Annotated in this window: 27 protein-coding genes and 1 pseudogene; 24 read left to right on the top strand and 4 right to left on the bottom strand. The window is 69.1% G+C overall.

Going from position 1 to position 26,150, the window contains the following annotated elements:
• From ACLF3M_RS33930 to ACLF3M_RS33900, 7 genes are all read left to right on the top strand, one after another.
• A partial coding sequence (locus ACLF3M_RS33930; protein WP_430661449.1) for a recombinase zinc beta ribbon domain-containing protein occupies positions 1–673 on the top strand: 673 nt, incomplete at its 5' end.
• Positions 670–1,104 (top strand): hypothetical protein, encoded by a 435-nt coding sequence (locus ACLF3M_RS33925; RefSeq protein WP_430661448.1) that lies wholly within the window; start codon positions 670–672, stop codon positions 1,102–1,104. The genes ACLF3M_RS33930 and ACLF3M_RS33925, both read left to right, overlap by 4 nt.
• A 94-nt stretch (positions 1,105–1,198) precedes the next feature.
• Positions 1,199–2,284 (top strand): methyltransferase, encoded by a 1,086-nt coding sequence (locus tag ACLF3M_RS33920; RefSeq protein ID WP_430661447.1) that lies wholly within the window; start codon positions 1,199–1,201, stop codon positions 2,282–2,284.
• A 427-nt stretch (positions 2,285–2,711) separates the two neighbouring features.
• The gene (locus ACLF3M_RS33915; protein ID WP_430661446.1) at positions 2,712–3,086 is read left to right on the top strand and encodes a hypothetical protein; all 375 of its coding nucleotides are present in this window, start codon (positions 2,712–2,714) and stop codon (positions 3,084–3,086) included.
• Positions 3,087–3,200: 114 nt separating this feature from the next.
• Positions 3,201–3,860, top strand: a complete 660-nt coding sequence (locus tag ACLF3M_RS33910) for an AI-2E family transporter (RefSeq protein ID WP_430661445.1) — start codon at positions 3,201–3,203, stop codon at positions 3,858–3,860.
• A 256-nt stretch (positions 3,861–4,116) separates the two neighbouring features.
• Complete coding sequence (locus ACLF3M_RS33905; RefSeq protein WP_430661444.1) at positions 4,117–4,557, top strand: cupin domain-containing protein; 441 nt, start codon at positions 4,117–4,119, stop codon at positions 4,555–4,557.
• Positions 4,558–4,894: 337 nt separating this feature from the next.
• A complete protein-coding gene (locus ACLF3M_RS33900) occupies positions 4,895–6,442 on the top strand; it encodes a winged helix-turn-helix domain-containing tetratricopeptide repeat protein (RefSeq protein WP_430661443.1) in 1,548 nt (515 codons plus the stop codon).
• A 518-nt stretch (positions 6,443–6,960) separates the two neighbouring features.
• On the opposite strand, the gene ACLF3M_RS33895 is transcribed toward ACLF3M_RS33900, so the two are convergent.
• From ACLF3M_RS33895 to ACLF3M_RS33885, 3 genes are all read right to left on the bottom strand, one after another.
• Positions 6,961–8,139 (bottom strand): MFS transporter, encoded by a 1,179-nt coding sequence (locus ACLF3M_RS33895; protein WP_430661442.1) that lies wholly within the window; start codon positions 8,137–8,139, stop codon positions 6,961–6,963.
• Positions 8,140–9,012: 873 nt separating this feature from the next.
• On the bottom strand, positions 9,013–9,390 hold the full coding sequence (locus ACLF3M_RS33890) for an SDR family NAD(P)-dependent oxidoreductase (protein WP_430661441.1): 378 nt from the start codon (positions 9,388–9,390) through the stop codon (positions 9,013–9,015).
• 289 nt (positions 9,391–9,679) lie between these two features.
• The gene (locus ACLF3M_RS33885; RefSeq protein ID WP_430661440.1) at positions 9,680–10,204 is read right to left on the bottom strand and encodes a hypothetical protein; all 525 of its coding nucleotides are present in this window, start codon (positions 10,202–10,204) and stop codon (positions 9,680–9,682) included.
• Positions 10,205–10,788: 584 nt separating this feature from the next.
• Here ACLF3M_RS33885 and ACLF3M_RS33880 point away from each other — a divergent pair.
• The 13 genes from ACLF3M_RS33880 to ACLF3M_RS33820 all read left to right on the top strand — a co-directional run bounded on the left by ACLF3M_RS33880 (position 10,789) and on the right by ACLF3M_RS33820 (position 22,040).
• Positions 10,789–11,835: a LacI family DNA-binding transcriptional regulator gene (locus tag ACLF3M_RS33880; RefSeq protein WP_430661439.1), complete on the top strand. Its 1,047-nt coding sequence runs from the start codon at positions 10,789–10,791 to the stop codon at positions 11,833–11,835.
• A gap of 93 nt (positions 11,836–11,928) precedes the next feature.
• A complete protein-coding gene (locus tag ACLF3M_RS33875) occupies positions 11,929–13,716 on the top strand; it encodes an ABC transporter substrate-binding protein (RefSeq protein ID WP_430661438.1) in 1,788 nt (595 codons plus the stop codon).
• Complete coding sequence (locus ACLF3M_RS33870; protein ID WP_430661437.1) at positions 13,713–14,888, top strand: enolase C-terminal domain-like protein; 1,176 nt, start codon at positions 13,713–13,715, stop codon at positions 14,886–14,888. The genes ACLF3M_RS33875 and ACLF3M_RS33870 overlap by 4 nt, the downstream gene beginning before the upstream one ends.
• Before the next feature lie 35 nt (positions 14,889–14,923).
• Entirely contained in the window at positions 14,924–15,895 is a 972-nt protein-coding gene (locus ACLF3M_RS33865) for an ABC transporter permease (RefSeq protein ID WP_430661436.1), read from the top strand.
• Positions 15,896–15,917: 22 nt separating this feature from the next.
• Positions 15,918–16,754 carry an ABC transporter permease gene (locus ACLF3M_RS33860; protein WP_430661435.1) on the top strand — a complete coding sequence of 279 codons (837 nt, stop codon included), beginning with the start codon at positions 15,918–15,920 and terminating at the stop codon, positions 16,752–16,754.
• The gene (locus ACLF3M_RS33855; protein WP_430661434.1) at positions 16,751–17,725 is read left to right on the top strand and encodes an ABC transporter ATP-binding protein; all 975 of its coding nucleotides are present in this window, start codon (positions 16,751–16,753) and stop codon (positions 17,723–17,725) included. The genes ACLF3M_RS33860 and ACLF3M_RS33855 overlap by 4 nt, the downstream gene beginning before the upstream one ends.
• Positions 17,715–18,533: an ATP-binding cassette domain-containing protein gene (locus ACLF3M_RS33850; RefSeq protein WP_430661433.1), complete on the top strand. Its 819-nt coding sequence runs from the start codon at positions 17,715–17,717 to the stop codon at positions 18,531–18,533. Before ACLF3M_RS33855 ends, ACLF3M_RS33850 begins: the two co-directional genes overlap by 11 nt.
• Complete coding sequence (locus ACLF3M_RS33845; protein ID WP_430661432.1) at positions 18,530–19,369, top strand: amidohydrolase family protein; 840 nt, start codon at positions 18,530–18,532, stop codon at positions 19,367–19,369. Before ACLF3M_RS33850 ends, ACLF3M_RS33845 begins: the two co-directional genes overlap by 4 nt.
• Positions 19,366–20,424 (top strand): Gfo/Idh/MocA family protein, encoded by a 1,059-nt coding sequence (locus ACLF3M_RS33840; RefSeq protein ID WP_430661431.1) that lies wholly within the window; start codon positions 19,366–19,368, stop codon positions 20,422–20,424. The genes ACLF3M_RS33845 and ACLF3M_RS33840 overlap by 4 nt, the downstream gene beginning before the upstream one ends.
• Positions 20,425–20,434: 10 nt before the next feature.
• A complete protein-coding gene (locus ACLF3M_RS33835) occupies positions 20,435–20,632 on the top strand; it encodes a hypothetical protein (protein ID WP_430661430.1) in 198 nt (65 codons plus the stop codon).
• Between the two features lie 207 nt (positions 20,633–20,839).
• Positions 20,840–21,031 carry a hypothetical protein gene (locus tag ACLF3M_RS33830; protein WP_430661451.1) on the top strand — a complete coding sequence of 64 codons (192 nt, stop codon included), beginning with the start codon at positions 20,840–20,842 and terminating at the stop codon, positions 21,029–21,031.
• Entirely contained in the window at positions 21,022–21,825 is an 804-nt protein-coding gene (locus ACLF3M_RS33825) for a DUF1624 domain-containing protein (RefSeq protein ID WP_430661450.1), read from the top strand. Before ACLF3M_RS33830 ends, ACLF3M_RS33825 begins: the two co-directional genes overlap by 10 nt.
• The gene (locus ACLF3M_RS33820) at positions 21,816–22,040 is read left to right on the top strand and encodes a hypothetical protein (RefSeq protein WP_430661429.1); all 225 of its coding nucleotides are present in this window, start codon (positions 21,816–21,818) and stop codon (positions 22,038–22,040) included. Before ACLF3M_RS33825 ends, ACLF3M_RS33820 begins: the two co-directional genes overlap by 10 nt.
• Before the next feature lie 152 nt (positions 22,041–22,192).
• Here the strand turns inward: ACLF3M_RS33820 and ACLF3M_RS33815 are convergent, their stop codons facing one another.
• Entirely contained in the window at positions 22,193–23,104 is a 912-nt protein-coding gene (locus tag ACLF3M_RS33815) for a YihY/virulence factor BrkB family protein (protein ID WP_430661428.1), read from the bottom strand.
• Positions 23,105–23,644: 540 nt separating this feature from the next.
• Here ACLF3M_RS33815 and ACLF3M_RS33810 point away from each other — a divergent pair.
• The 4 genes and pseudogenes from ACLF3M_RS33810 to tnpB all read left to right on the top strand — a co-directional run.
• Positions 23,645–24,031, top strand: coding sequence for a hypothetical protein (locus ACLF3M_RS33810; protein ID WP_430661427.1), 387 nt, complete (start codon positions 23,645–23,647; stop codon positions 24,029–24,031).
• A gap of 210 nt (positions 24,032–24,241) precedes the next feature.
• Positions 24,242–24,703: pseudogene (gene dinB / locus ACLF3M_RS33805) on the top strand (DNA polymerase IV); the annotation flags it as partial.
• A 568-nt stretch (positions 24,704–25,271) separates the two neighbouring features.
• The gene (locus ACLF3M_RS33800) at positions 25,272–25,751 is read left to right on the top strand and encodes a hypothetical protein (RefSeq protein ID WP_430661426.1); all 480 of its coding nucleotides are present in this window, start codon (positions 25,272–25,274) and stop codon (positions 25,749–25,751) included.
• 49 nt (positions 25,752–25,800) lie between these two features.
• The coding region (gene tnpB, locus ACLF3M_RS33795; protein WP_430661425.1) for an IS66 family insertion sequence element accessory protein TnpB at positions 25,801–26,150 on the top strand (350 nt) is incomplete at its 3' end.

The following is a 26,150-nucleotide window of genomic DNA, read 5'->3' as shown; positions in this document are numbered from 1 at the left end:
CATCACGGCGAAGTCCGGCCGGCCGCTGGACAAGGGCGACGTCTACAAGATCCTGAACCTGCGGACCTACATCGGCGAGGTCACGCACAAGGGCAACGTCTACCGCGGCGAGCACGAGGCGATCGTGCCGCGCGCGCTTTGGGACGAGGCGCATGCCGTCCTCCAGGTCAGCCCGCGAGCCCGCGCTGCGCAGAACCGGCATCACGCGCCGGCGCTGCTGAAGGGGCTGATCTTCGGGATCGACGGGCGGGCGATGTCGCCGACCCACGCGCGGAAGAAGGGTAGGCTTTACCGCTACTACGTCTCGCAGCGTGTGCTGAAGGGTGATGCCGGTGACGACATTGTCCGGCGCGTGTCCGCCGCCGAGATCGAGCGCGCCGTTGTCGACCAGGTGCGGGCGCTGCTTCGGCAGCCTGAGATTGTCGCCGGCACTTGGCTCGCGGCGCGGCACGATGCGCCGGACCTGACCGAGCGCGAAGTCCGCGACGCGCTGCATCGGCTCGACCCGCTGTGGCACGAGCTATTCCCGGCCGAACAGGCGCGGATCGTGCGCGCGCTGGTCGACCGCGTCATCGTCGGCCCCGAGGGCGCGGACATTCGGCTTCGGGTCGAGGGTCTCGCTGGGCTGGTCCGCGACCTAGCGCCGACGCCCGACGCACTGGCGGCCGCATGACCGCCGCAACAACCCACATCTCCGTCCGCGTGCCGCTCGCCATTCGGCGCAGGCCTGGTCGCAAGACGGTGGTGACGCCGGTCGAAGACGGCAGCGACTGCGCGATCGCGACGCGTGCGGACCCTGCGCTGCTAAAGGCCCTGGCGCGTGCGTTCCGGTACCAGCGGCTACTGGATCGAGGGCGCTACGCCTCGATCAGCGAGATGGCGGCCGCGGAGCGGATCGAGCGCGCCTACCTCGGGACGCTGCTACGACTGACGCTCCTGGCGCCGGAGATCGTGCAGGCGATTGTGGATGGGTGCCATCCGGAAGGGATGGCGCTGCCGGCGTTGATGAAGCTGATTCCGGTTGAGTGGGAAAGTCAGCGCCGCCTCGACGTCCCGCCAGGGCGGGCCCGCGGCCTCCCCAGGTCCGGGTGCGAGCTTGGTTGACGGCGGCTGCGGGGTCGGGCGGGATTGGGGGTGCCGGGACCGCGTGGCCGCCGGGCCCTCATCCTCGGGTCTCGCCCGGCCGGGAGGTTGGCAGATGTCGGACATCCACGATGGCCCCGGTGGCGCGCCTCCACCGGCGGGGCCGTACCGCCATGCAGCGGAGCGGGCGCTACGCCTGGCGACCGCCTACCAGGCGTCCCGCGCTCTGCACGTCGCGCTCCGGCTGGACCTCCCGGACCTGCTGGCCGACGGCCCGCTCGCGGCCGAGGACCTCGCCCGGCACGCGGGCGCGCACGCGCCGTCGCTGCGGCGCTTGCTGCGCGCCGTCGCTGCCTACGGCGTCTTCTCCGAGGCCGCCGACGGCCGGTTTGCCCTCGGACCGCTCGGCGCCGCCCTGCTGACCGGCGCGCCCGGCTCGGTGCGCGACCTGGCGCTGATGTGGGGCGACGAGGACTATTGGGTCACCTGGGGGGAGCTGGAGCGGTGCGTGCGCAGCGGGCGGACCGCGGCGGACCTGCTCTTCGGGGCCGAGGACGCGTTCCAGCGCTACTCCGCCGACGCGCGCTTCGGGGCGGTGTTTAACGCCGGCATGACCGCGCTCTCGGCCACCGTCGCCGGGGCCGTCGTGGCAGCCTACGACTTCCCAGCCGACGGCATCGTTGTCGATGTCGGAGGCGGCAGGGGGCGGCTGATCGCGGACATCCTCCGGGCGCGGCCGGGCCTGCGCGGCGTGCTGATGGACTTGCCGAAGGTGGTCGAGGGCGCGCCGCGGCTGCTCGCGGAGGCGGGCGTGGCCGACCGCTGCGAAGTGGTGGGCGGGGACATGTTCGCCGGGGTGCCGGAGGGCGGGGACCTCTACGTCCTGTCGCGCGTGATCGACAGCTTCGACGAGGCGCGGGCGGTCTCCGTGCTGGCGAATTGCCGCCGCGCGATGGAAGGCGGCGGGCGCGGGCGGCGCCTGCTGCTGGTCGAGCCGGTGCTGCCCGACCGGATCGAGGCCACCGCGTCGCCGACGGTCCAGGAGGACATGCTCATGGACCTCACCATGCTTGTGCGCACCGGGGGATGCGAGCGCACGGAGGCAGAGTACCGCGGCTTCCTCACCGCCGCGGGCCTGCGGCTCGACCGGGTCATCCCGACCGGGTCGGCGGTGAGCCTGGTCGAGGCCACGCCCGCCTGAGCTTCCGGCCGGCCCGCCCCGATTACCCGAAAGGCTGCCGGGCAGTGGTTTGAAAGCGCACCCTAGCATCCCTGCTACGGGCCAACCTGGCGGTAGTACCGACTGAGGAATGTAAGCAACGATTTCTAGTGGTCCGACTTCGATCTGAATCGGGGCGTTCAATCCCTGGTTGCGGCAGTTCTGGCAGGCAAAGAGGCGCACAGCCGCGGTTCCGGTATCGGTGCGCCCCTGCAACCCCGCGATCGCGCCCAGGTTTCAGGACCTCAGAGCAGGGGCGCCGCGCGATCCCGAGGGCGAATTCGTGTCGACTGTCGGATAATCCCACCTGTAGCCAGGGCGTTCGGCCTTGAACCCCGGAGGTACGAACCATGGCCAATGCTACCGACGTTCTGCTCCACGCGCTCCGCGCGCGGCAGGGTAGCTGACCGTGGACGTCATCTCGAACGGCGGCCGCACGCCAGCACGAAGCGAGCGCGGTGCCGAGGTCGCCTTCCTCCGCCGGACGCTCATCGTGACAGCTGTGGTCGTGCTGGTGGTGCTGCTTTGGTGGGCTCGAGAGGCCTTTCTGCTGGCCTTCGGTGGTGTGGTCGTCGCCGTCGCACTGATCGCCGCGGCAGAGCCCTGCAAGCGCTACCTCGGGCTCGGCCACCGGGCGGCGGTCGCCACCGCCGGAGGATGCATTTTCGCAGCGTTGATTCTCATGGGAATCCTGATCGGCGGGCAGATGCAGGTCCAGGTCTCGAGGCTTGGAGAGGCCCTGCCGCACGCGGTTCAGGCGTTCGAAGGCCGGTTTGGGGTTTAATTGCCCGAAGCCGTTCGGAACGCGACCGGCGCCGCACCGGAGGGACGGCAGGCAGGCGGGAGCCAGCCGTCCCCCTCCGCTGGCGACAATGGAGGCGGGCTGGATACTGCAGCAGTGGGCAGCATCCTGCGGCCCGTCGCGAACTTCGGCGTGATTGTCGTCGACCTGCTGACATCGCTGGTGCTTCCCGTCGTGGTCGGCGCGTTCCTGGCAGCCGATCCCGGTCTCTATCGCCGCGGGCTCGTCAAGCTGTTCCCGAAGGCGCAGCATGACCGTATCGACGACGCCCTGCTGGCTAGCGGCCACGCGCTCCGAGCCTGGCTACTGGCGACGCTGCTGGCAATGGCGATCGTCGGGACGCTTGCCGGTCTCGGATCCTGGGCGCTCGGACTACCGGCGCCGCTCGCCATCGGCCTCTTCGCCGGCCTCACTGAGTTCGTCCCGGTGATCGGGCCGATCGCTGGAGCTGTGCCGGCACTGCTGCTGTCACTCGGCCTTGGCGGCTACGCCTTCCTCTGGACGCTCCTCCTGTTCGTGGCGATCCAGCAGATCGAGAGCAACGTCATTATGCCGGTCGTCCAAAAGCGCATGGTGCATCTGCCGCCCGCGCTAACGTTGGTCTCGGTTGTGGCATTTGGCTCAATATTCGGCCTGCCAGGCGCCGTGCTTTCCGCGCCCCTGACGGTGGTCGCCTTCGTGCTCGTCAAGAAGCTCTATGTGCGCGAGACGCTCGGCGAGAAGACTGACGTGCCCGGCGAGGAGGAGATCGCCTGACAGGCCGAGCGTAACGGAGCGCCCACGGCAGAAGATCACTAATCCCTTCACCGGCATCGGGCGAAGACGCGGTCTAGGGCCCGCTAGCACCTGAGCCAGTCGCCCTGACAGCGAGGCGGAGCGCGCCGAGGACCGATGCAGCCGTCGTCTTCATAGCGGGCGGCGACGGCGCCGCTCCTTCCCTCACATGTGAGGCTGGCAGACCGGCCGCTTGTGCCACCGTCTTTGCGGCGCTGGACAACCCGAGGAGGCGCGCATGCGTGTGCTGCGGCAGGTCCTGGGTAAGTTCCCGAGCGGATCGCGGAGCCGGGTCCGCAACTTCGTCGCCAACCCCACGCTCGGGACCGAGCGCTCCGACATCCACGAGAACGTCCTCGGTCCCGGAGCCGTGGTTCCGTGGCACCTCCACGCGGCGGAGGAGGTCATCCTCGTGCTGGAAGGGAAGGGCGAGTGCCTAACTGAGCAAGGGGCCGAGCCCTACCGCGCGGGAGACGTGCTCCTCCTGCCGGCCCGCGTGAAGCACTCGCTGCGCAACACGGGCGAGGCACCGCTCCGGCAGATCTGCTTCTTCCCCGACGACCCCCGCACCGAACGCCTAGAGCCCGAGCAGGAGGGCCAAACCGTCGAGACCTACAACGCGGCGGATACCTTCGAGGCCGAAGGGACCTCACGCGCCGTCCTGCCGGCGGTCCGGTAGGCACGGCTGCCCGCCCCGGCATCTGCGGCAGTGCTACCTGCGGCTAGCTTAGGAGCCAACAGGCCGGCCCTAGGCGCCGCGCCAGCAACAGGATCAGGACGCGAAGCACGCGTGCCCCGCGCCCCGGTCCTTGATCCAACGTCCCGCCGGAGGAATGTGAGAGCGGGATTGGCGAAGGCATGCCGCCGCATCCGTCCTCGGCGCCTCTGCCTCGCCGCCCCTGCCGATCGAGCGCCGGCACCGCGGGGAAAGTAGGGTGTTGGATGTCGGGTATGCCCTGCCTTGCTTTGTCTTTGCTTGCTAGGCTCGATCCGTCTCTGGACGGTCCGGACCGCCGATGCGCTGGCACTTCGCCGAGTTCTGCCTCGACACTGACCGGCGCGAGCTGCGCCGGCAGGGCGAGCCGGTGCGGATCGAGCCGCAGGCCTTCGACCTGCTGGAATACCTCGTCCTCCACCGCGACCGGCTGGTCACGCGCGACGACCTGATCGAGGGCGTGTGGGGCGGGCGCATCGTGTCGGAATCCGCGCTTGCGACCTGCATCAACGCCGCGCGCGTGGCCATCGGCGACAGCGGCGAGCGCCAGGCGCTGATCCGCACCATTCCGCGCAAGGGCCTGCGCTTCGTCGGCGAGGCGAGGGAGGAAGCGGCCGCAAGGCCCGCGCCGCCCGAGGACGGGCCGCTGTCGCTGCCGGACAGGCCGTCCATCGCCGTGCTGCCCTTCAGGAACCTGAGCGGCGACCCGTCGAAGGACCATTTCGTCGACGGCATCGTAGAGGGGATCATCACCGGCCTCTGCCGCATGCGCTGGCTCTTTGTCATCGCGCGAAACTCCAGCTTTGTCTACCGCGGCCGCGCGGTGGATGCGAAGCAGGTCGGGCGCGAGCTCGGCGTGCGGTACCTGCTGGAAGGCAGCGCGCAGATCGCGTCCCATCGGGTGCGCGTGCACTCCCAGCTGGTCGATGCCATGACGGGCGCGCTCATCTCCGCCGATCGCTTCGAAGGCTCGCTGGAGGACATCTTCGGCCTGCAGGACGAGGTGGCGGCCGCTGTCGTCGGCGCCGTTACTCCTAAGCTCGAAGAAGTCGAGATCGAGCGCGCCTCGCGCAAGCCGACCGACAGCTTGGACGCCTACGAAACCTACCTCCGCGGCGCGGCGGCGATCCATGTCTGGACCCGCGAATCCCAGGAGCACGCCCTGCAGCTGTTCCAGCGCGCGATCGCGATTGATCCGGGCTTCGCCGCGGCTTACGGCATGGCGGCGCGCTGCTACGGATTCCTCGCCGCCAATGGCTGGATGGCGGATCGCGATCGCAGCGTGCCGGAATGCCTGCGCCTCGCGCGCCGCGCCGTCGAGCTTGGCAAGGACGATGCGCAGGCGCTGAGCGCAGCCGGCTTCGCGATCGCGCGCGTGGGCGACGACCTCGAGACCGGCGCCGACCTGCTGGAGCAGGCGCTGGCCTTCAACCCCAACCACGGCAACGCCTGGATGTGGAGCGGCTGGATCCGGGTCTGGCGCGCCGAGCCGGATGAGGCGATCAGCTGCTTCCTGCGAGCCATGCGGCTCAGCCCCGTCGATCCCGAGATCTTCGTAGTGCAGGCCGGCATCGCCTCGGCGCACCTCATTGCCGATCGCTACGATGACGCGCGGGTCTGGGCCGAACGCGCGCTGCGGGCGCAGCCGACCTACGGGCCGGGTCTGCGCGTCGCCGCGGCCAGCCTCGCCCTGACCGGCCGAATCGGCGCGGCAGGTCAGGTGATGGCGACAATTCGCGCAATCGATCCAGCGCTCTGCCTCGCCAACCTGCACGACCGCGCAAACTGGAGCCCGGATGGCCTGGCGCGGATGATCAACGGCCTCCGTCTCGCCGGGCTGCCGGAGTAGCGCACGCCGGGCCTTCGCGAATGTCCTTGAGGGAGGCACGCCATGGTGGATTGGGACGACCTGGCCGACAGCTTCGCCGGGGCCGGATTGCTAGACGAACCCGCGGCGCAGCGTGCTCTCTGCACGCGACGCAGGTCATCAGCCCACGCCGCTCGCGCGCCGGTTCGACCAGGTATCCGCAGCGCAGGCAGTTCGCGCCGTCGTCGTTCGCATCAAACGGATCGGCAACGCGCCGCGTCGTCGCCTCGGGCTTACGACGTATGCTCTTCGCCCGCGGCTGCGCGGCGGCGTGAGCAGCGTCGGCACGAGGAGCGGGCGAGGGCTCCGCGCCAGGATCCGGCGCCATCGCCACGGCCGGCTGCTGGATGTGCGAGGGTGCCTGCCGGATGCGACGACTACCGAGGAGACCTGGCGCCGGGTGCCCAGCGGGCCGATGTTCTGCTGACGTTCGGCACGATTTTACGCCGGTCGCTTGCCATGCAGTCTGGAGCGGCCACGGTCGAAGACGGGTGCTGCAATCAGCCCGATGGGCGATACGCCAGAGCGCGGAGGCGCGGGCCTAGGGCAGCAGCGGTAATCGCTAGCAGCGCGGCGACAGACAGCATCGGCAGCGTCCAGTCGCCAGTTTGTGCAATGACTACGGCGGACGCGGCCGGTCCGACTGCAAAGCCAGAGTAGCCGACTAGACTTGTGCCTGCGGTGGCCTCTGCCACCCGCTCCGAAGGAGCAACTCGCGCAAGCTCCGCCAGCGCTATGCCCTGCCAACTCGTTGCTGTCGCGCCAGCCAGTGTGGCGGCGAGCACAAACGCGACCAAGGGCGATTCTGCCGGAACCAGCGCGAGAAGCGCGAGCGAGGCCGCCGCCACATAGGCTTGAACAATCAAGTTCCGCGTGGCCCCGCCGGTTCGGTCGCCGAGCCAGCCGAGACCGACCCGTGCCGCCACCCCGCCAGCCTGCATTGCGGCTGCGGCTAACCCGGCCTGCTGAAGCGTTAGCCCACGCGCCTCGACCAGGAAGGTGACGAGTAGCGCCCAAAGGCAGCCATTTGCGACGGCAAAGACGAAGCAGAGTGCCGTTAACGGGATTAGCAGTGGGTGGAGCAGCAGCGCGGCGAACGGCAGTACTAGGTTCGCAGGCGCCAACAGCGCGCGAGGACTCACCGCACGCGACCGGTCGCGCTCCAAATCAAGTGTCGCCTGCATCGGCTGGACGACGAGCGCCGCACCGAGCAGAGCAACCGTTACAAACAGCAGCGCCGCCGGCCAGCCGCCAAACAGCGCAAGCGGCGGCAGTATGACGCCAGCTATCATGCCTCCTAACGGGGCGCCGGCCTGCTTTACCGAGAAGATCAGCGTCCGATGAGCCGCTGGCACCGTCGCAGCGAGGATCCTGCTGCCGGCTGGAATAGACGGTGCATTGCCGAGACCCACTAGCAGCGCCGCGATTAGCAGCGCCATGGGCGAACCGGCGGCTGCTGCCAGAAGGCCAAGCGCGGCGAGGCCAGCGCCGATCTGCAGCGTGCGCACGGGACCAAGCCGGGCCAAAATCGGCATACCTAAAGCCATGAACAGCACCGAACCAATCATGGCCAGACCATAGAGGCGCCCGATCGCTTCGGGCGGCACGCCTGCATCACGCGTTACCAGCGGCGCCAGGACGGGCAGCGCTTGCGTCGCGAACACGGCGACGACCTGCATCAGGAGCGTGGCGCTGAGCGCTGCAACCCAGCCGGACCTGGCCGCATTATCGGTTCGCCTCGCCCCGCGGCCGCGTTCCGCCGGCATGCCTTGACCTCAACCGCCTAACCGCAATCAAGCTAAACCAGATCGGCTGCGACGGTGTGCCGATCTGTGGTCGCAAGCTACAGCTGGCTGAAAAAATGGGCTGGCCCGCAACCGGCCGTTGCTCACTCCGCACGATCGCAGGAGGAGTGTATAGTGGGGCGACGCAAGTTGTGCCGCCGGCTGGGCCGCGGTGTCGCCCGCGTCGCGCCCCTTCAGATCCTGCCGCAGCGTGCTACCGACATCCGGCACAGGTCATGAGCCCGCGCCGCTCGCGCGCCGGCTTGATGAGGTACCCGCAGCGATAGCAGTTCGCTCCCTCATCGGTCGGGTCGAACGGGTCAGCCGCGCGTCGGGGCTTCACGCTTGCGCCGCGTGCGCTTCGCCGGTGGCGGCACGGGAGCTGCGAGGGCGCCTGCCGGATGCGGCGACCACCGAGGGCGCGCCATTTCTGAGGGGGCAGGAAGAATGGCAGCCCTACTTTGGGTAAGCGGAACCACTGGGTGCATCGCCTACTCTCGTGCCAGTAAAGCTGGTCTCCACACCCAGTGCGCCGGCACGGTCGGCATGGATCGCGGCGTAGGCTTCCGCAATTGCATCGGGATCGAAGGCGCTGCCAGGGGCGACCATGCCCATAATCGTGACGGTGCCAACGCGAATGCCGCGAGGGCCAAGTTCCTCCGCTAGCGAGAAGGCCAGATTCCGAAGCGCTGCCTTGGCAACCCCGACCGAGGCCACTGCGGCTTTCGGCCGCAACGCGAAGCCGCCACCGGTGAAAAGTATGCTACCTCAGCCGCCCGCCTCCATGGCTGGTACGACGGCCTGCACGGCTGCCAGTGGGCCGGCGACCGATACTGCGAGGTCGGCCATCAGCCGCGCTGGCGGCAACGCGAGTGGCGTGACGCGCGTGATCGCCACGGGGTTCCAGGCCAGCACGCGCACCGGACCGATCCCGCGTAGGGTCGCGGCGACGGCCTCGAGATCGGCGGCATCGAGTGCCTGACCGGTGGCCTCAAAGCCTTCGGAGCGCAAGGCCTCCGCTTCCGCTTCTGCCCGACCACGCGCGAAGACGGCCAAGCGGTATCCTTCTCGAGCGAAGCGACGGGCGATGGCACGACCGATGCCGGGGCCCGCGCCTACGACAGCAAGGAGGGGTCTATCAGACACGCTCTTCCTCCCATTCGTTGGCGGGACGGGCGCCGTGTTAATCGCCGCGTCCACGTTCCGGACATCGCTGTTACCACGCGATCGGCGCAGAGAGACAGCACGGTGAACGGCAAGATGGCGCGCTGTGCGGCAAGGCTGCCGGGGACCTCATCGGTCCGTGCCAGAGCGCCCTTCCCAGCCGACACCTCTTCTGGCGGAGAAGACGCGCGACGGAAATCAGAGGGCTTTGGTATTCCATGCGAGATACGAACGCCCACCGTACCGTGCTACCCACAATCGGCGCAGGTCATCAGCCGCGCCGCTCGCGCGCCGGTTCAACGACGTAACCACAGCGCAGGCAGTTCGCGCCGTCGTCGTTCGCATCAAACGGATCGGCGACGCGCCTCGCCGGTGCGATGGGCGCCTGCTTGCGGGGGCGCCCGCGGCCGCGGCGGGCTGGTGTGACGGGCTCCGGGTCAGGAACGGCAGGCGCGGCTTCAGCCGCCGGTACCGACGGTGACCTCGGCGGCATCACGTGGAAGGTCGGCGCGACCGGTGCGGCGACGGCGGGCTTCGGCGCGTCGGGGAACGTGGGCGGCGCGTCGCGCGCGGGGAAGCCATCGTCCCAGGACGCCGCGCGAACCCCGAAGGAGGACGGCCTAGCCTGTTCAGGGGCGCGGCTGGGGGCGCCGGATCGGACATGCACAACCTCGACGGTCCTGCTGCCCTGAGTGCCATGGGCGCCGCGCTTGGGAATGCTGCGTTGCTCGTGGCGCTCGCCGGTGGGAGACTTGTCGTCGCGAAAGCGGGCGAAGACGCGGTCGATCTCGGACATGGATCTCCAGATGATCAGTCGTCTGCGCCTCGGCAAGCGGTTCGCCACTCGGCTTGGGGGCGAGAGAGAGTTCGTGCGGCGTGACTGCCCGAGCAGTCAGAAGCCCGAATGGCGCGACTAGGGTCCGCCAAAAACGATTCACGATCAACGACTTAAGCTTGAGGGTAAAATCGGCCAACCCTCAAGGTTCGGAGACTCTCTGCTCTCTCCGGCCCGAACTTGACGGTGGTTGCGACCTCGAACCATCAAGGTCTACGCGCAAACCTCGGCCAAACCTGGGCTTCAGCGCTGTGCGCCGTCGAAGAGAGACCGGTTGTGAGAAGGCCGACTGGAGCAGGGAAGGGGATTCGAGCGCTCGACCCCAAGCTGGCGGGACTCGACATGAGGCGGAGCAGTTCGGTCCGGTACACAGCCTGACCGGCACCTGCCGGTGGCTGCGCGCCCCGATTTGAACCTATGGCCTGATCATTGCGCTCTGCGAGACACCGCGGCGTTGCCAAGCCTGGCAACTGCATCGGGTGGCTGCCTGGTTCTCCCTTGCTGTCCCTTCCCGCCGCTTCGCCAACGCGTTACCGCTACGGGTGATGAACGGTGCGAACGCGGCAGGGCTGCGCGCACGCCGGTCGCGGGGCAGCGGGCGTGTGCGGATCGAGGATGTAGCGGAGGCGGCCGGCGTTTCGGCGCAGACCGTCTCCCGGGTGCTGCGCGAACCCGCTCGCGTGGGCGTGGAGGCGCGCGCCCGCGTCCACGCCGCGATCGCGCGCATCGGCTATGTGCCCGATCTCGTGGCCGGCGCGCTTGCCTCCAACCGCAGCCGCGTGGTCGCCATCGTGGTGCCGACGCTGGCGAACGCGCTGCATGCCGGCTCGGTGGAGGGCCTGTCGGATGCGGTGGGGCCAGCCGGCTACCAGGTGCTGGTCGGCACCACGGGATACGACCGCGGACGAGAGCGCGAGGTCGTCCGTGCCTTCCTCGGCCGTCGCGTGGATGGTCTCGCGTTAGCAGGCGGCCTGCTCGACGAGAAGGCGGATTCCCTGCTGCGCGCAGCGCGCATTCCCGTCGTCCAGCTCTGGGAACTGCCCGACAATCCCGTGGACCTGGCCGTCGGAGTGGATGGGATGGCCGTGGGAGCAAGCGTGGCGCGGCATCTCGTGGGTCGCGGGCATCGCCGGCTGGCGGTGATCGGCCATGCCGCTGCCTCCGACACGCGCTCGGCCGCCCGGGCCCGCGGCTTCCTGGACACGATCGCGGTCCTCGGTCTGCCGACGCCACGACTTCTGGAATCGGCACGCCCCTGGGCGATGCAGGACGCGGCAGGGCTGCTGGGACCGCTGCTGGCCGGCAAGCAGCCGCCGAGCGCCGTATTCTGCACCGGCGACCAGATCGCGATCGGCCTGCTGCTTGGCGCCCGCCGGGCCGGAATCGCGGTGCCGGAACGATTGGCGATCGCTGGCGTCGGCGACAGCGACCTGGCAGCGCTCCTCACCCCGTCGCTCACAACCGTCGGGATCCCGCGCTACCGCATGGGCCTCGAGGCCGGGCGGATGCTGCTGCGGCGCATCGCCGGGGAGGACGTCACGCCGCCCTGCCTGGATCTCGGCTTCGAGCTGATCGTGCGGGAATCCACGTGATCCCGCCTTCGGCGTTGACCGGCAATGCGGCACGCGCCTAGCGTGTTAGCGCTAACGCGCCGGCAAAGGCGCGGCAAGGAGGAGGCAGCGCCCATGACCCCCGATGCACGCATCTCTGCGCCACCGCGCCGAAGCCGGCGGCCCCATGTGCTGGCGGCGGCGCTGCTGGCGACACCGCTCGCCGCCGCACCCACGCTTGCCCAGGACCTGCCGCCGGTGCCGCGCAACCGGACCCTGATCACGCAGGGCTGGGACCTCTACAACCAGGTGCCCTCGCCGCAGAACCTCTCGCCCTACAACGGCGTGCTGCTGCACCAGCGCAACGTGCTGCACTACACCGTCAACGAGGCGCTGTTCTACACGAACCACATCACGAACGAGCTGATCCCCTGGCAGGCCGAGCGCCTGCAGGTCAGCCCAGATTTCCGCGAGTTCACCATCACGCTGCGCGACGGCGTGCGCTGGTCCGACGGCCAGCCCCTGACGGCAGAGGACGTGGTCTTCACCTTCGACACGCTGAAGGCGAATGCGCCGGGCATGGTGATGTCGGCGCCGATCCGCGAATGGGTGGAAAGCGCCGTCGCGGTCGATCCGCGCACCGTGCGCATCCGCCTGACGAAGCCGGGGCCGCGCTGGGCGCAGGACACGCTGGCGACCGGCCAGACCACGCGCTTCATCGTGCTGCCGAAGCATATCTGGCAGGGCCGCGACGTCCGCGAATTCGGATTCCTCGACATCGCGCAGGGATGGCCTGTCGGCACCGGCCCCTATCGCGTCGTGCGGTCGGACGCCAACGGCATCGTCTTCGACCGGCGCGACCGGTGGTGGGCGGTGGATGCCGGCCTGGTGCGGGAGATGCCGGCGCCGTTGCGCGCGATCTACCGGCCTTCGACCGTCGAGGCGCTGCCGCAGCTCTTCGCAGCCGGCGAGATCGACATGGGCCGCGCGCTGACCGTCGGCAACTTGGAAGCCGCGCGCGCGCGCAACCCGCGCATCCAGTCCTGGAACACGCAGGGGCCGGTTTGGGGCATCACCGCGGGCTGCACGCATCGGCTCGCCTTCAACAACCAGGCCGCACCCTTCGACAGGGCGCCGGTGCGCCAGGGCATCGCTGCGGTCGTGGACCGCGCGCAGATCGCCGAGCTCGCCTGGGAAGGCTCCGCGCCGGAGGCGCGCGCGCCCTTCGCGAGCTTCCCCGGCGTGCAGGCCTATGTCCGCCAGATCGAGCCGATGATCCGCGAGGCGACCGGCAGCCCCGACCGCGCGCGCGCCGATCGGCTGTTCCAGGAGGCGGGGATGAGCCGCGGCCCCGACAATCGCTGGCGCCTGCCGGACGGCCAGCCCTGGCAGGTCTCCATCATCGCGCAGCAGGGTGATCCGATCGCGCCGGTGCTCGCGCGACAGATGCAGCAGGCCGGCATCGACACGGTGTTCCGGCCGTTGCAGGACACGCCCTATTTCGACGCGCTCGCCGGCGGCACTTACGGTGCGGCGGTCTTCGTCCATTGCGGCAGCCTCTACGATCCCTGGCAGACGCTCGAGCATTTCCATAGCAAGTACGCGCCGCCCGCTGGGCAGCGCGCGGGCAACCTTCGCGCCATCACGCGCTACGCGAATCCGGAACTGGATCGCATCCTCGACCGCATGGAGGCGAGCGCGCCCTCTGCCACCGATCCCGCGTATATGGAGATGGTGCGCGACGCCACGCGGATCGTGCTGCGCGACGTGCCGCAGGTCACGCTGACCGAGGAGGTGCACCCCATCACCTTCAACACGCAATACTGGACCGGATGGCCGAGCGCGGCCGATCCCTATGTCGCACCCTTCGTGCCGTGGGAGGGCTTCGCGCTGATCGTCCACCGGCTGCGCCCGCGCCAGTGAGCGTCACCGTCGAGAAGGTCCAGGCCTTCGCGATCCGCTCCGACCTGGTGGGGGGGGCGCCGCGTACGGCGGCGCGCCGACCGGCCTGGACGGCCGACGCCGAGGTCGCGGGCCCGATGTCGCGCCATCCCCGCTACAAGAAGCTGCGCGCGGCCTGGCGGCCGACCTGGCCCGCGGTGGGCTGCCTGGTCACCGCGAGCGACGGTAGCTGGGGCTTCGGCGTCAGCCGCTACGGCGCGCCGGTGATCGAGACCATCAACGGCCATCTCGGCCCTCTGCTGGTGGACGAGCCCGCCATGGCCACCGAGAAGCTGTGGGACATGATGGTCCGCATGGCGTCTCCGTATGGCGCGCCGGGCCTCGGCGCCTATGCGATCAGCGCGATCGACCTCGCGCTTTGGGACCTCAAGGGCAAGCTCCTCAGCCGGCCGGTCTACGAGATCATCGGCGGCCCGTCCCGTCCGCATATCGAGTGTTACGCCACCGGCGGCGACACCGACTGGCACATGGAGCTCGGCTTCCGCGCGACGAAGTATCCCTGCCCGCACGGCCCTGCCGACGGCATCGCCGGGCTCGAGGCGAACGAGGCCGCGGTGGCGCGGATGCGGGAGACCGCAGGCCCGCATTCCGAGATCATGCTGGATTGCTGGATGGCCTTCGACGTCGAATACGCCGTGCGCCTGGCCGATCGCCTGCGCCCCTATCGCCTCCGCTGGATCGAGGACTGCCTGATGCCGGAGGACATGGAGGGCCTGGCGAGCTTGCGCGCCCGCCTGCCCTGGACGGGGCTGGCGTTCGGCGAGCACTGGTACATGCCGCAGCCCTTCGCGACCGCCGCGGCACGGCGGTTGGTGGACGTGCTGCAGCCCGACATCGGCTGGGTCGGCGGGCTGACGGCGTGCCTGCGCATCGCGGCGATCGCCGACGCCGCGGGGATCGAGGTCATCCCGCATGCCGGCATGAACACGCCCTATGGCCAGCATTTCGGCTTCGCCGCGCCCTGCAGCCGCTGGGGCGAGTATTTCCTGGGCTCCGCGCCCGGCATCCCGCTCGAGGAGACGCGGCTGTTTCCCGGCATGGCCGTGCCGGTCGACGCGCGGCTGGTGCCGAGCGACACGCCGGGCTTCGGCCTCGGCGCGACGCTCGACGACATCGCGGAGATGCGCGTGTGAACGATGCTGCGCGTTATCTTGTGGCGCGACTTGGCATGGCAGGACTGGTCGTTGTGCTGGCGCTGTTGATCAACTTCACCATCCCCCGCCTGATGCCGGGCGACGCGGTGGAGGCGCAGCTCGCCGCACTGTCCGCCGGCGGCGGCCAGGTCGGGGATGTCCAGGCGATCGCCGCCGAGATGCGGGCCCGCTTCGGGCTTGACCAGCCGGCCTGGCGGCAGTTCCTGGCCTGGATCGGCGGCCTCGCGCATCTCGACCTCGGCGTCTCCGTCGTCAACTTCCCTCAACGTGTCACGGACATCATCGCCGGCGCGCTGCCCTGGACGGTCGGGCTGCTGGGTGCTGCGACGATCATCTCCTTCACGCTCGGCACGCTGCTCGGCGGCGCCATGGCATGGCCGCGCACGCCCCGCTGGGTGGTCGCCCTCGCGGTGCCACTGGTGACGCTCTCGGCCGTGCCTTACTTCATCCTCGGCGTGGTGCTGCTGGCGCTGCTCGCGCTCGGGCTCGGCTGGTTTCCCGTCGCCGGCGGCTTCGCCTTCGGCGACGCGCCGACCGCCGACCTCCGCGGCATCGGGCTTCTGCTGTGGCACGCGACCCTGCCGGCGCTGTCCATCGTGCTCGCCTCCGTCGGGCTCTGGGCCGTGGGCATGCGCGGGATGGTCGTCGGCGTGCTCGGCGAGGATTACATCATGCTGGCCGAGGCCAAGGGGCTGAGCCAGCGCCGCGTCTTCCTGGCGTACGGGCTGCGAAACGCGCTGCTGCCGCAATTGACGGCGCTCGCGCTGAAGCTCGGCCAGCTCGTCTCCGGCGCGATCCTGGTCGAGGTGATCTTCGCATATCCAGGCCTGGGCTACCGGCTCTACCAGGCCATCCAGCAGAAGGACCTGTTCGTGGTGCAGGGGATCGTGCTGCTGCTCTCCGTGTCCATCGCCGTCGCGATGTTGCTGCTGGAGCTGCTGTACCCGCTGGTGGACCCGCGCGTCGCAACGGGACGGCGCGCGTGATCGGCAGGACGGGCCGCAAGGCATGATGCGGGCGATCCTGAGGGAGAGGCTGCTGCTTGCGGGGCTGCTGCTGCTGGCGCTGCTCGCACTGGCCGGTGTGCTGGCGCCCTGGCTGGTGGACACCTCGCTCGCCGAGATCGGCAGCGCGCGGCCGCGCCGGCCGCCGGGCGGGGCGCATCTGCTCGGCACCGACACGCAGGGGCGCGACGTGCTGGCCGCGCTGCTGCTGGCGCTGCCGCAGACGTTGTGGATAGGGCTGATGGCGGGGCTGATTGGGCTCGGCGTGGGTTGTGCGCTGGGGCTGCTCGCCGGCTGGTTCCGCGGCGCGACGGATGCGGTGATCCGCACGCTGGCCGATGTCGCGATGACCATTCCCGCCATCGCGGTGCTCGTGCTGATCGCGGTGAACGTGCGCAGCATGACGGTCGGGCTGATGGCGCTGACGGTCGCGGGCCTGGCCTGGATGGTTCCGGCGCGGGCGGTGCGGGCGCAGGTGCTGTCGCTTCGCGAGCGGCCCTGGGTGGACATCGCGCGGCTGAACGGCGTCGGGCCGCTGCGGCTGATCCTGACAGAGATCCTACCGAATCTGGTGCCCTACCTCGCGGCATCCTTCGCGGCGGCGGTCTCCGGCGCGATGCTGGCGACAGTGGGGCTGGAGGCCCTGGGTCTCGGGCCGCAGAACGAGCTCACGCTCGGGATGATGTTCTACTGGGCGCAGTATGGCGGCGCCGTGCTTCGCGGGATGTGGTGGTGGTGGGTGCCGCCGGTCGTCGCACTCGCGCTGATCTTCCTGTCGCTGCTCGCGATCTCGGCCGGGCTCGACAGGCTGGCCAATGCGCGGCTAAGGGTCGCACCGTGAAGCCCGTTCTGTCGGTGCGCGACGTCGAGGTCGCCTTCGCCACCTCGCAGGGCAGGGCGCGCGCCGTCGCGGGCGTGTCCTTCGATCTCGCGCCGGGCGAAAGGTTGGGCCTGGTCGGCGAGAGCGGGTCGGGCAAGACTACCACGGCGCTCGCGCTCATGCGGCTGATCCGCCCGCCCGGCCGTATCGAGGCCGGCACAATTCTGCTGGACGGCCAGGACATGCTGGCGGCTGACGAACGTGCGCTGCGCCGCCTGCGCGGGGCGCGCATCGCGCTGGTGCCGCAGGGCGCAATGAACGCACTCAACCCCGTGCTCGACATCGCCACGCAGTTCGACGACCTGCTGGACGCGCATGGCGAGCCTCGCGGCCGCGCGGTCCGACGCGCGCGGATCGCCGCGCTGCTGGCGTCCGTCAGGCTTGCGCCGGAGGTGATGGCGCGCTTCCCGCATGAGCTGTCGGGCGGCATGCGCCAGCGCGTCTGCATCGCGCTCGCCATCGCGCTGCGGCCGGCGGTGATCGTGGCGGACGAGCCGACCTCGGCGCTCGACGTCATCGTGCAGAAGCAGGTGCTGGCGACGCTGGCGCGCGTGCAGCGGGAGATCGGCGCGGCGCTCGTCGTCGTCGGCCACGACATGGGCCTGATGGCGGGCTTCGCGCACCGCATCGCGGTCATGTATGCCGGCCGCCTGGTCGAGGAAGGCCCGATCGCCGAGGTCTTCGCCCGACCGCGCCACCCCTATACGCGCGCGCTGATCGAGAGCCTGCCGCGCTTCGGCCCGCGCGGCGTCTTCAAGGGGCTGCCGGGCATGGCGCCCTCGCTGCTCGCGCCGCCGCCGGGCTGTTCCTTCCACCCGCGCTGCCCGCTTGCCATGCCGCGCTGCGCAACGGAGGCGCCGGCCGAGACGCATCACGGCGCGCATCTCGCGAGCTGCCACCTAACGGCCGAGGAAGCCGCGCATGCCGCTTGAGCTCCGCGATACCGAAGTGACCTTCGGCGGCGGGCTGTTCGGCCGCAGCCACACGGCGGCGCTGGCCGGCGTCTCGCTGGCGCTCGCCACAGACCGCGCCGAAACGCTGGCGATCGTCGGCGAGAGCGGCAGCGGCAAGACCACGCTGACGCGCTTGCTGCTGGGCTTGCTGCGCCCGACCGCGGGCCGCGTGCTTTGGCAGGGGCAGGATGTGCATTCGCTGCGCGGCGCCGCTTTTGCAGCCTACCGCCGCGCGGTGCAGGCGGTCTTCCAGGATCCCTTCGGCGCCTACAACCCGGTCTATCGCGTGGACCGCATGCTGCTGCTGCCGGCGCGCCGCTTCGGGCTCACCTCGAGCGACGATGAGGCGCGCGCGCTGGCGGCGCGGGCGCTGGAAGCTGTCGGCCTGCGGCCGGCCGAGACGCTCGGGCGGTATCCGCACCAGCTCTCAGGTGGGCAGCGGCAGCGGCTCATGGTGGCGCGTGCGATGATGCTCAAGCCCCGCGTCATCGTGGCGGATGAGCCGGTCTCGATGGTGGACGCGTCCCTACGCGGGACCATCCTCGGCGCGCTGCACAGGCTGCGGCAGGAGGGCGGCGTGTCGCTGGTCTATGTCACGCACGACCTGACCACGGCCTGGCAGCTCGCCGACCGCGTGATGGTGATGCGCGGCGGCCGTGTCGTGGAGGAGGGCGATGTGGAGCACGTGATCGGCAGCCCTCGGCACCCCTACACGCGCGCGCTGCTCGACGCCGTGCCGCCTTCAATGCCCGATCCCGGCTGGCTGGAGCGGGAGGACGCCGCATGATCCTCGACGCGCATTGCCATGCCTGGGCGCGCTGGCCCTACGACCCGCCCGTGCCGGATCCCGGCAAGGGCAACGTGGCCAGCCTGCTGTGGGAGATGGGCCGCGCCGGCGTCGCGCGCGCCGTCGTCATCTGCGCCGCGATCGGCGCCAATCCCCAGAACTTCCTGGACGTCGTTGCCGCGATCGAGGGGGCGGGCGGCCGCCTGGTGCCCTTCGCAGATTTCGACTGTCGATGGCACCCAACCCATCACACGCCCGGCGCACCGGCGCGGCTGCGCGCGCTGCTCGACGGCGCGCCGGGCCTGAAGGGCGTCACGCATTACATGGTCGAGGATGCTGTTGCATCCTGGCTGCTATCGGACGAAGGCCAGGCCTGCCTTTCCCTACTTCAGGAACGAGGCCTGCTGCTGAGCCTTGCCGCCGGTCCGTCCCAGGCCGCGACGGTAGCCGCCGCTGCGGCGCGCGTGCCGCGGCTGCCGGTGCTGGTGCATCACCTCTTTCGCGTGCGCACCGGCGACGACGCCGAGCTCGCCGCCGTCGCGCAGGCCGCGCTTGCAGCGCCGAACCTGGTGCTGAAGCTGAGCGGCCATGGCTATGCCGAGGAGGATGGCTGGGACTTCCCGCTGCCGCGCGTGCAGTTACTGGTGCGCGGGCTGGCCGACGCCTTCGGGCCGGATCGGCTGGTCTGGGGCTCGGACTGGCCGGTCTCGACGCGCTACATGACCTATCGCCAGGCGCTGGAGATCGTGCGCCGCCACGCGCCGGGCTGCTCGCCGGCGGAGCGCGATGCGATCCTCGGCGGCACGATGCAGCGATTGCTGGAGGGCGGGCGATGACGCGCGTCGCGGTCATCGGCGCGGGCTGGTGGGCAGCCGCGCACCACATCCCGAACCTCGCGGCCATTCCCGGCGTGCAGTTGGATGCCGTGTGCCGGCTCGGCGCAGCGGAACTCTCGGCGGTAAGGGACCGCTTCGGGTTCGCCTTCGCCTCCGAAAGCGTGGAGGAGGTGCTGGCGCGCCGGCCCGATGCTGTGGTCGTGTCCTCCCCGCACCCGCTGCACCATGCCCATGCGGCGGCCGCGCTGACGGCCGGCGCGCATGTGCTGGTGGAGAAGCCGATGACGCTCGACCCAGCGCAGGCCTGGGATCTCGTCGCCCGCGCACGACGCGCCGACCGGCAACTCATCGTGGGCAACGGCTATCACTGGCGGCCGGGGATCGCCGCTATCCGCGACAGGCTCGCCGCCCGCGCGATCGGGCGGCTGGAGCACGCGCTCTGCAGCTTCGTCTCCGCCACGCGCAACGTGTTCAGCGGCAACCAGGGCATGGGCCTGTGGAAGACCACGATGTTCCGCCCGCCGCCCTCTACCTGGCAGGATCCCGCGGGTGGCGGCGGCTTCGCCTGGGGGCAGATGTCGCATTCCGTCGCGCTGCTGCTGTGGCTGACGGGGCTGGAGCCAGACCGCGTGGCGGCGACGATGCTGGGCGAGCCCGTGGATCTCGCGGTCTCCGCCGCGCTGCGTTTCCGCGGCGGCGCGAACGCCGTGCTGTCCGGCGCCGCCGCCTGGCCCGAGGGCTCGCCCGCGCTGCTGCGCCTGGTCATGACCGGGGACGCGGGGACGCTCGACCTGTCGGTGGATGGACATTGCGCCCTGGTTCGTCGGCTGGACGGCACGGTTGAGGATTTGTCGCCGTCGGCAGGCGCCTGGTACTACGACACCGCCGGCCCGATCCACGCCCTGGTCGCGGCGGCCCGCGGCGATTCCAGCCTCAACCTTGCACCCGGTGAGATCGGCGCGGCGACGGTGTCCGTGCTTGCCGCGCTGCATGAATCGGCCGCTTCCGGCGGCGGCGCTGTGCCGGTGGATGACGGGACGGCGCGCAGTCCCTGACACCGGCGGGATGACCTGGATCGACGGCGGCCGCGACGCTGATGAAAGCCGAATCGGCGGCGGCGGCGCTGACGCTATCGTGCCGGAGTATGGGAAGGACTTCATCGACGTCAGAGATGGGGCTGGCGACGATGGGGTGTGGTTCGTCCAAGGACATGGCACACTGACGCGATACTCGTCGACGATTTCGATCTCATCGGCTTCGTGACTTATGGCGGTGGTGATCCGCTACCGAGAATCAATCTCGATCTGTCGATCAAGCTTATCTTCGTCACATGGGCGAACGGCATGTCCGAAACCGTGCACCGGGAAGGGATCTGGAACGCTCTGCGCTAGTGCAGCGGCATCTCGGCGCAATCGGCCTCTGCGCGATCGATGTCTGCACTGCGACGGAAGCTGTCGAGGGGGGACCGTCATGGCTGGCATCCAGGCCGGGGCAAAAACTTCGGAGGCGCCGCTGCCAAACGCGCAAGCCAGCGTGCGGCTCGACAGCATCGACCTGCTCCGGGGGCTGGCGGTGGTGGTCATGGCGCTCGATCACACCCGCGATTTCATCGGCGCGAGCGGCCAGAACCCGCGCGACATCGCTGCCCCGCGCTGTTCCTGACGCGCTGGGTCACGCACTTCTGTGCCCCGATCTTCATCTTGCTCGCTGGCATCTCGGCCTGGCTCTACGGCAGCCGTGGCCGAAGCACCGGCGAGCTCAGCCGCTTCCTACTCACCCGTGGCATCTGGATCGTCTTCATTGAATTCAGCTTGGTGCGCTTCGGCTGGAACCTGACCCTCGACCTGCACGTCTTCATAGCCCAGGTGATGTGGGCCATCAGCGCATCGATGATCGTGTTGGCAGGCCTGGTCTACTTGCCGCGCGGCGCCATCGGCGCGATCGGCGTCGTCATGATCGTTGGTCACAACATGCTGGACGGCATCCATGCTCGCGAGTTCGGCAGCGCGGGCTGGCTGTGGAACGTGCTGCACGAACCGACGGTCTTCGACCTCGGTGGCGACAGCCGGCTGCTGCTGATCTACCCGCTAATCCCGTGGCCGGGTGTGATGGCGCTCGGCTATGCGATGGGGCCGCTGTTCCGACGCGACGCAGAAACGCGACGCCGCGTCCTGCTCTGGACTGGGCTTGCGGTCACCGCCGGCTTTGTGCTGCTGCGATGGACCAACGTCTATGGCGATCCGGAACCCTGGGCGCCGCAGGCGAGTGCGCTCGGAACGCTGCTGTCCTTCCTGAACTGCGAGAAGTACCCGCCGTCCCTCGCTTACCTGACGAAGACGCTCGGACCCGCGCTGGTGATGCCATCGCTGGCGGAAGGGGCTACGGGTCGCTTGGCGGGCTTTTCGTCACCTATGGCCGCGTGCCGTTCCTGTTTTACGTTGTGCACTTGCCGCTGATCCACCTTCTTGCCGTGCTGCTCGCCCTGGCAACAGTGGGCGAAGCGGGCTGGCTGCTCCCTACTTTCGTGCCCGAAAAGCCGCATGGCTACGGCCTCGGCATAATCGGCATATACGCTACCTGGATCTTCGTCGTCCTGCTGCTCTATCCGATGTGCCGGTGGTTCGCTGCGCTGAAGCGGCGCCGACGCGACTGGTGGCTGAGCTATCTATAACGCGTCAGCTCGGCACGATCCGCCTGGTCAGCCCCCCGTCGGCCATTGCGCCGGCGAACGCCCTTCGCACGCGTGTCGGCGGCCCGTCGAGCGTGAACGGCTTTCGCAGGCGTGGCCGCGAACCCCGCTCTCCCGCCTTTTCTCTGGTTCGCCTACTCCGGCAATCGGACCGGCTTGAGCCGGCGGTGTCGTCTCTGCTCAGCCCACGCCCGGGTAAACTCGGCGCCCAGCAGGAACACCTGTGCGGAGTAGTAGACCCAGAGCAGAACGACGACGAGCGCCCCCGTGGCGCCGTACCGCTGGGCCAAGCCGCTGCCGCCGATGTACCAGCCGATGAGCGTCTTTCCAAAGGTGAAAAGGAAAGCAGTTCCAAGTGCGCCGACGGCAACATCCCGCCACTCGAGCCGGCGGTCCGGCAGAAGCTTGTAGATCGCCGCGAACAGGAGCGCCGTCAGCACAAAGGACGTGAAGAAACCCAGCGCCCTCACCAGAGCGGCCATCTCCGGGAACCGGCCGCGTGCTGATGTCTCGAGTGCGGCCATCGCCGCGCTGACCAGCAACGAGACGAGCAGCAGGAAGCCTGTGGTCGCGACAAGGCCAACGCTGAGCAACCTGGCCCGCACGAGGTAGGATATGGACGCCGCCCTCGGTTCGGCTTTCCAGATGACGTTCAGCGCCGACTGTATCTCGGCGAAAACGCCGCTTGCCGTGATCAGCAGCACGGCGACGCTGAGCAGCGCTGGAAAGCCGTCAGCGGAGCCGGCGTCCACGCCGTGAGCCATGCTCTCGACTGCTGTCGCACCCTGTTCGCCGACCAGCGCACGAAGCTGGTCGAGAACGGCGCCCCACACCGTAGCCTCCGCGAACACCGTGCTTGCGATAGCGATCGCGATGACGAGCAGCGGGGCTACGGAAAAGATCGTGTAGCAGGCAATGGCGGCACCGCGCGTCATCGCCTCATCTGCGATGAAGCCTTCGATGCTGCTCTTCAGCAGCGTCCAACTTCTGGCCAGCGGCATGGTCGTCCTGCCCAGTTGACCCTTGAGCAGAACACCGTAGCGCATTCGGCCTGAATGGGAGGCATCGTCCGTCACGCCAGAACCGCAACACCGAGCGTGGAGCGCTCGACGGCGTCGTCTCGCAAGTCAAGTAAGCATGGTGCTCACGGCCGATCGAAAACGGATCAGACGCTGCCTGAGTGTCGGCCCGGATCCACAAACGTGTTTCCTTTTTGTTCCAGATCGGGCATTCTTCGCCAATGCCCTCCAACTCCGAACGCCCCGGCGACGGGACTACAGACGGGATGCCCCTCGGGAGCGACGCCAAAGCTGTTCCTAGGCTCGAGGCGGCCATGGACGAGGTCCGCGCGATGCATCCCGCTTGGCCTGCTACCCTCGTGCGCGACGTTGCTGCACGCCTCGTCGGCATTCTGGCGGCGCCTGCTCGGAACCCGGATTCGCCTCCTGCCAAGATCTTGGCGGGCTTGGCGTCAATCGTCAGCCCCAGGGCTGCGCGGGATGCCGCTTTGCATTGTGGCAGAGGCAGCAATGACTCCTGATCTCCGACTGGCGCACACTGGCCTCACTACGACGACTGGGCAGCGCGTGGACGTCAGCATCCAGCCGGAAGGCCGGGACCATCGCGGGCGCGTGCTGCGGTGGCATGGCGGCGTGTACGACGTCGAACTCCCGGACGCGGACGCAGTGAAGCTGCTGCAGGTCCTTCTCGCTCACTACGCCGTCCCAGAGACGACACGGCCGCCGCCCGGAAGGGTCACTCGCCTGACGGTCGAGGTTGCCCTGCAAGACGCGGCGGCCGAGCCGCCGCGCAGGACCGCCGAGACTTGCCGGCTGTTCGGTCTGGCGCTGGCGCGCCTTTGCGCCGGCGAAGCCGAGGGGCTGGTTGCCGACGAGACGGGCGAGCGCCGCGTCGCGTGGCGCTTCACGGCCCCGACGAGACGGAGGGCGGCAAATCGGGCAGGGGAGCCCTGAGGTCGGACGCACTCGCCGGCGCGGCACTTCGCAGCACCCGCATTGATGCCGGAGCGCGGCGGCCGACGGGGCGCCCGTCGTGCATCCGCGTGATAGCCTCTGCCGGTCCTGCCGTCGAAACCTGGACGTCTACCTCGTCGGAATGTGCTCGCCCGTGACGGGGTGATTGGTCTCGCGATAGGCTGCGGGATCCGAAACGGCAATCGGCCTGTGACGTACCCGATTCGCAAGGTCATCCACATCGACATGGACGCGTTCTATGCGTCGGTGGAGCAGCGGGACGACCCCCGGCTGCGTGGACTGCCAGTCGCTGTCGGAGGCTCGAGCGAGCGCGGTATGGTGGCTGCCGCCAGCTACGAGGCCAGAAAGTTCGGCGTTCGCTCGGCCATGCCGTCCCGGCGCGCCGTGCGCCTGTGCCCGCAGCTGATCTTCGTCAAACCGCGCTTTGACGTGTATCGCGCGGTCTCGCGCCAGATCCGAGACATTTTCGAGGAGTACACGTCTCTCGTCGAGCCGCTCTCGCTCGACCAGGCCTATCTCGACGTAACGGAGAACCTGAAGGGCATCCCGACCGCGACGAAGGTCGCAAGCGAGATCCGGGCCCGCATCTTTGCAGAGACTGGCCTGACCGCATCGGCGGGCATCAGCTACAACAAGTTCCTGGCAAAGCTCCAAGGGCGGAGCGCGCTTGCCTTGTTTCGTTGCGGCCGGAGGAGCGCATCGGCCGCGCGTTCCAAGCGGTCATGCGGCGCGACAGCACGCCCGACTGCGACATCGCTTTAGAGCTTCCCTTCTAATGTACGCCACCATCCCTGAAGGCCGAGTGGCGACATTGGTGGGCAGCGCGCGTCGAGCGTCTCGCCCAGGAGGTCCCCGACGAATTCGATTGAGAGGGTCGCCGGCACATCATCGACGATCTTGAGGCGAAGCTCGCGCGTGCCATCGCAATGTCCGCGAAGCTTGCACACGAAGCTTGAAGTTGCGAGATGCGCTCTCGTATGACTCCGGCATCGGGGAATTAACCCCGGTGTTCATGACCAACGACTGGATTTCAAGTGAGTGATTCTGATCTCCGCGACTACAATCGCGGTCCGGCCCCTTGGGGCCAACGTGGATCGGCGATGATGCGCACCGCGACGACCAAGAGTGAGAAGAAGTCCGGCGAGGTTCGCATCTACACAGCGGCCGAGATCGCTCGGTGGAGTGCGGCAATTGCCGACGTTCTGCGGGGGACGCGTTGATGACCACGACGCATCACCTCTTCTTCGACGAAAAGACGGGTCGCGCTCAGCAGTGGCGCGATGGTGGCTGTTTCGCCAAGAAGGCGCGGGCGGAGTCGATCCGCGACCGCGATCTCAACGTCCTCGCGCCCGGCTTCGAACCGGCGATCTGGATTTCGTTCGAGGCTCGAGGTCAGAAGCGGGAGGCGGTCGAGCAGTTCGCGCGCGACAACCCGGTCAGCTTCTCACTCGTGTGGTATGACGCGGCCGGCAACCGTGGCGAGCGCGTGGTCTTCCGTAACGGTGAGGTCGTGGAGGTCGAGCCCTTCGATTATCAGGGCGGCTATCGGCACGTCTATGGCGAGGACGACCCGTATTTCGACGGCAGTCCGTTGATCCATACGGATCGGATCGTCGGCCAGGACGGTGATACCGTCTACATCCTGGCTGACCATGACGATCTCATGGTCCGCCCTGCCGCGAGTTCGAACCTCCACTGAGGTCTCTAAATATCCCGGCCAGTCTGCGATACCCGGCTGGGAGATCATCGTGGGCAAGTTTCTCATGGACTATATCTGCCAGCCGAGCACGGTGGCCGGCATCATCGGCCTCGTCGCGTTGGCGGTCGGGTGGCATTTCAGCCAGGGTGTCGAGGCGCAGATCGTCAGTGGGATCGGTGCGCTGTTGGTTGCTGCGTTGATCGCCTGGAACAGATCCTTCTGGCGGCTCGCTGTACGCTTTTCGCGGCCGCAAGAGGTGGTGAAGTGCCTCTGCAACGATGGCGTCGGCCTTTGCCTGCTGACAAAGCGCATCGAGCAGGGCGCGTTTCCGTGGCCGACGACGCCAACCGGCAAGGTGGTGCCGTCGCCGGCGCAGATGTCACTGCTGCTCAGGCAAAG

Origin of the sequence: Falsiroseomonas sp. HW251 (assembly GCF_050563545.1) — a bacterium.
GTDB lineage: Bacteria > Pseudomonadota > Alphaproteobacteria > Acetobacterales > Acetobacteraceae > Falsiroseomonas.
Note: the sequence above shows the minus strand (reverse complement) of the source record. Positions and strands in the feature narration are given on the sequence as shown.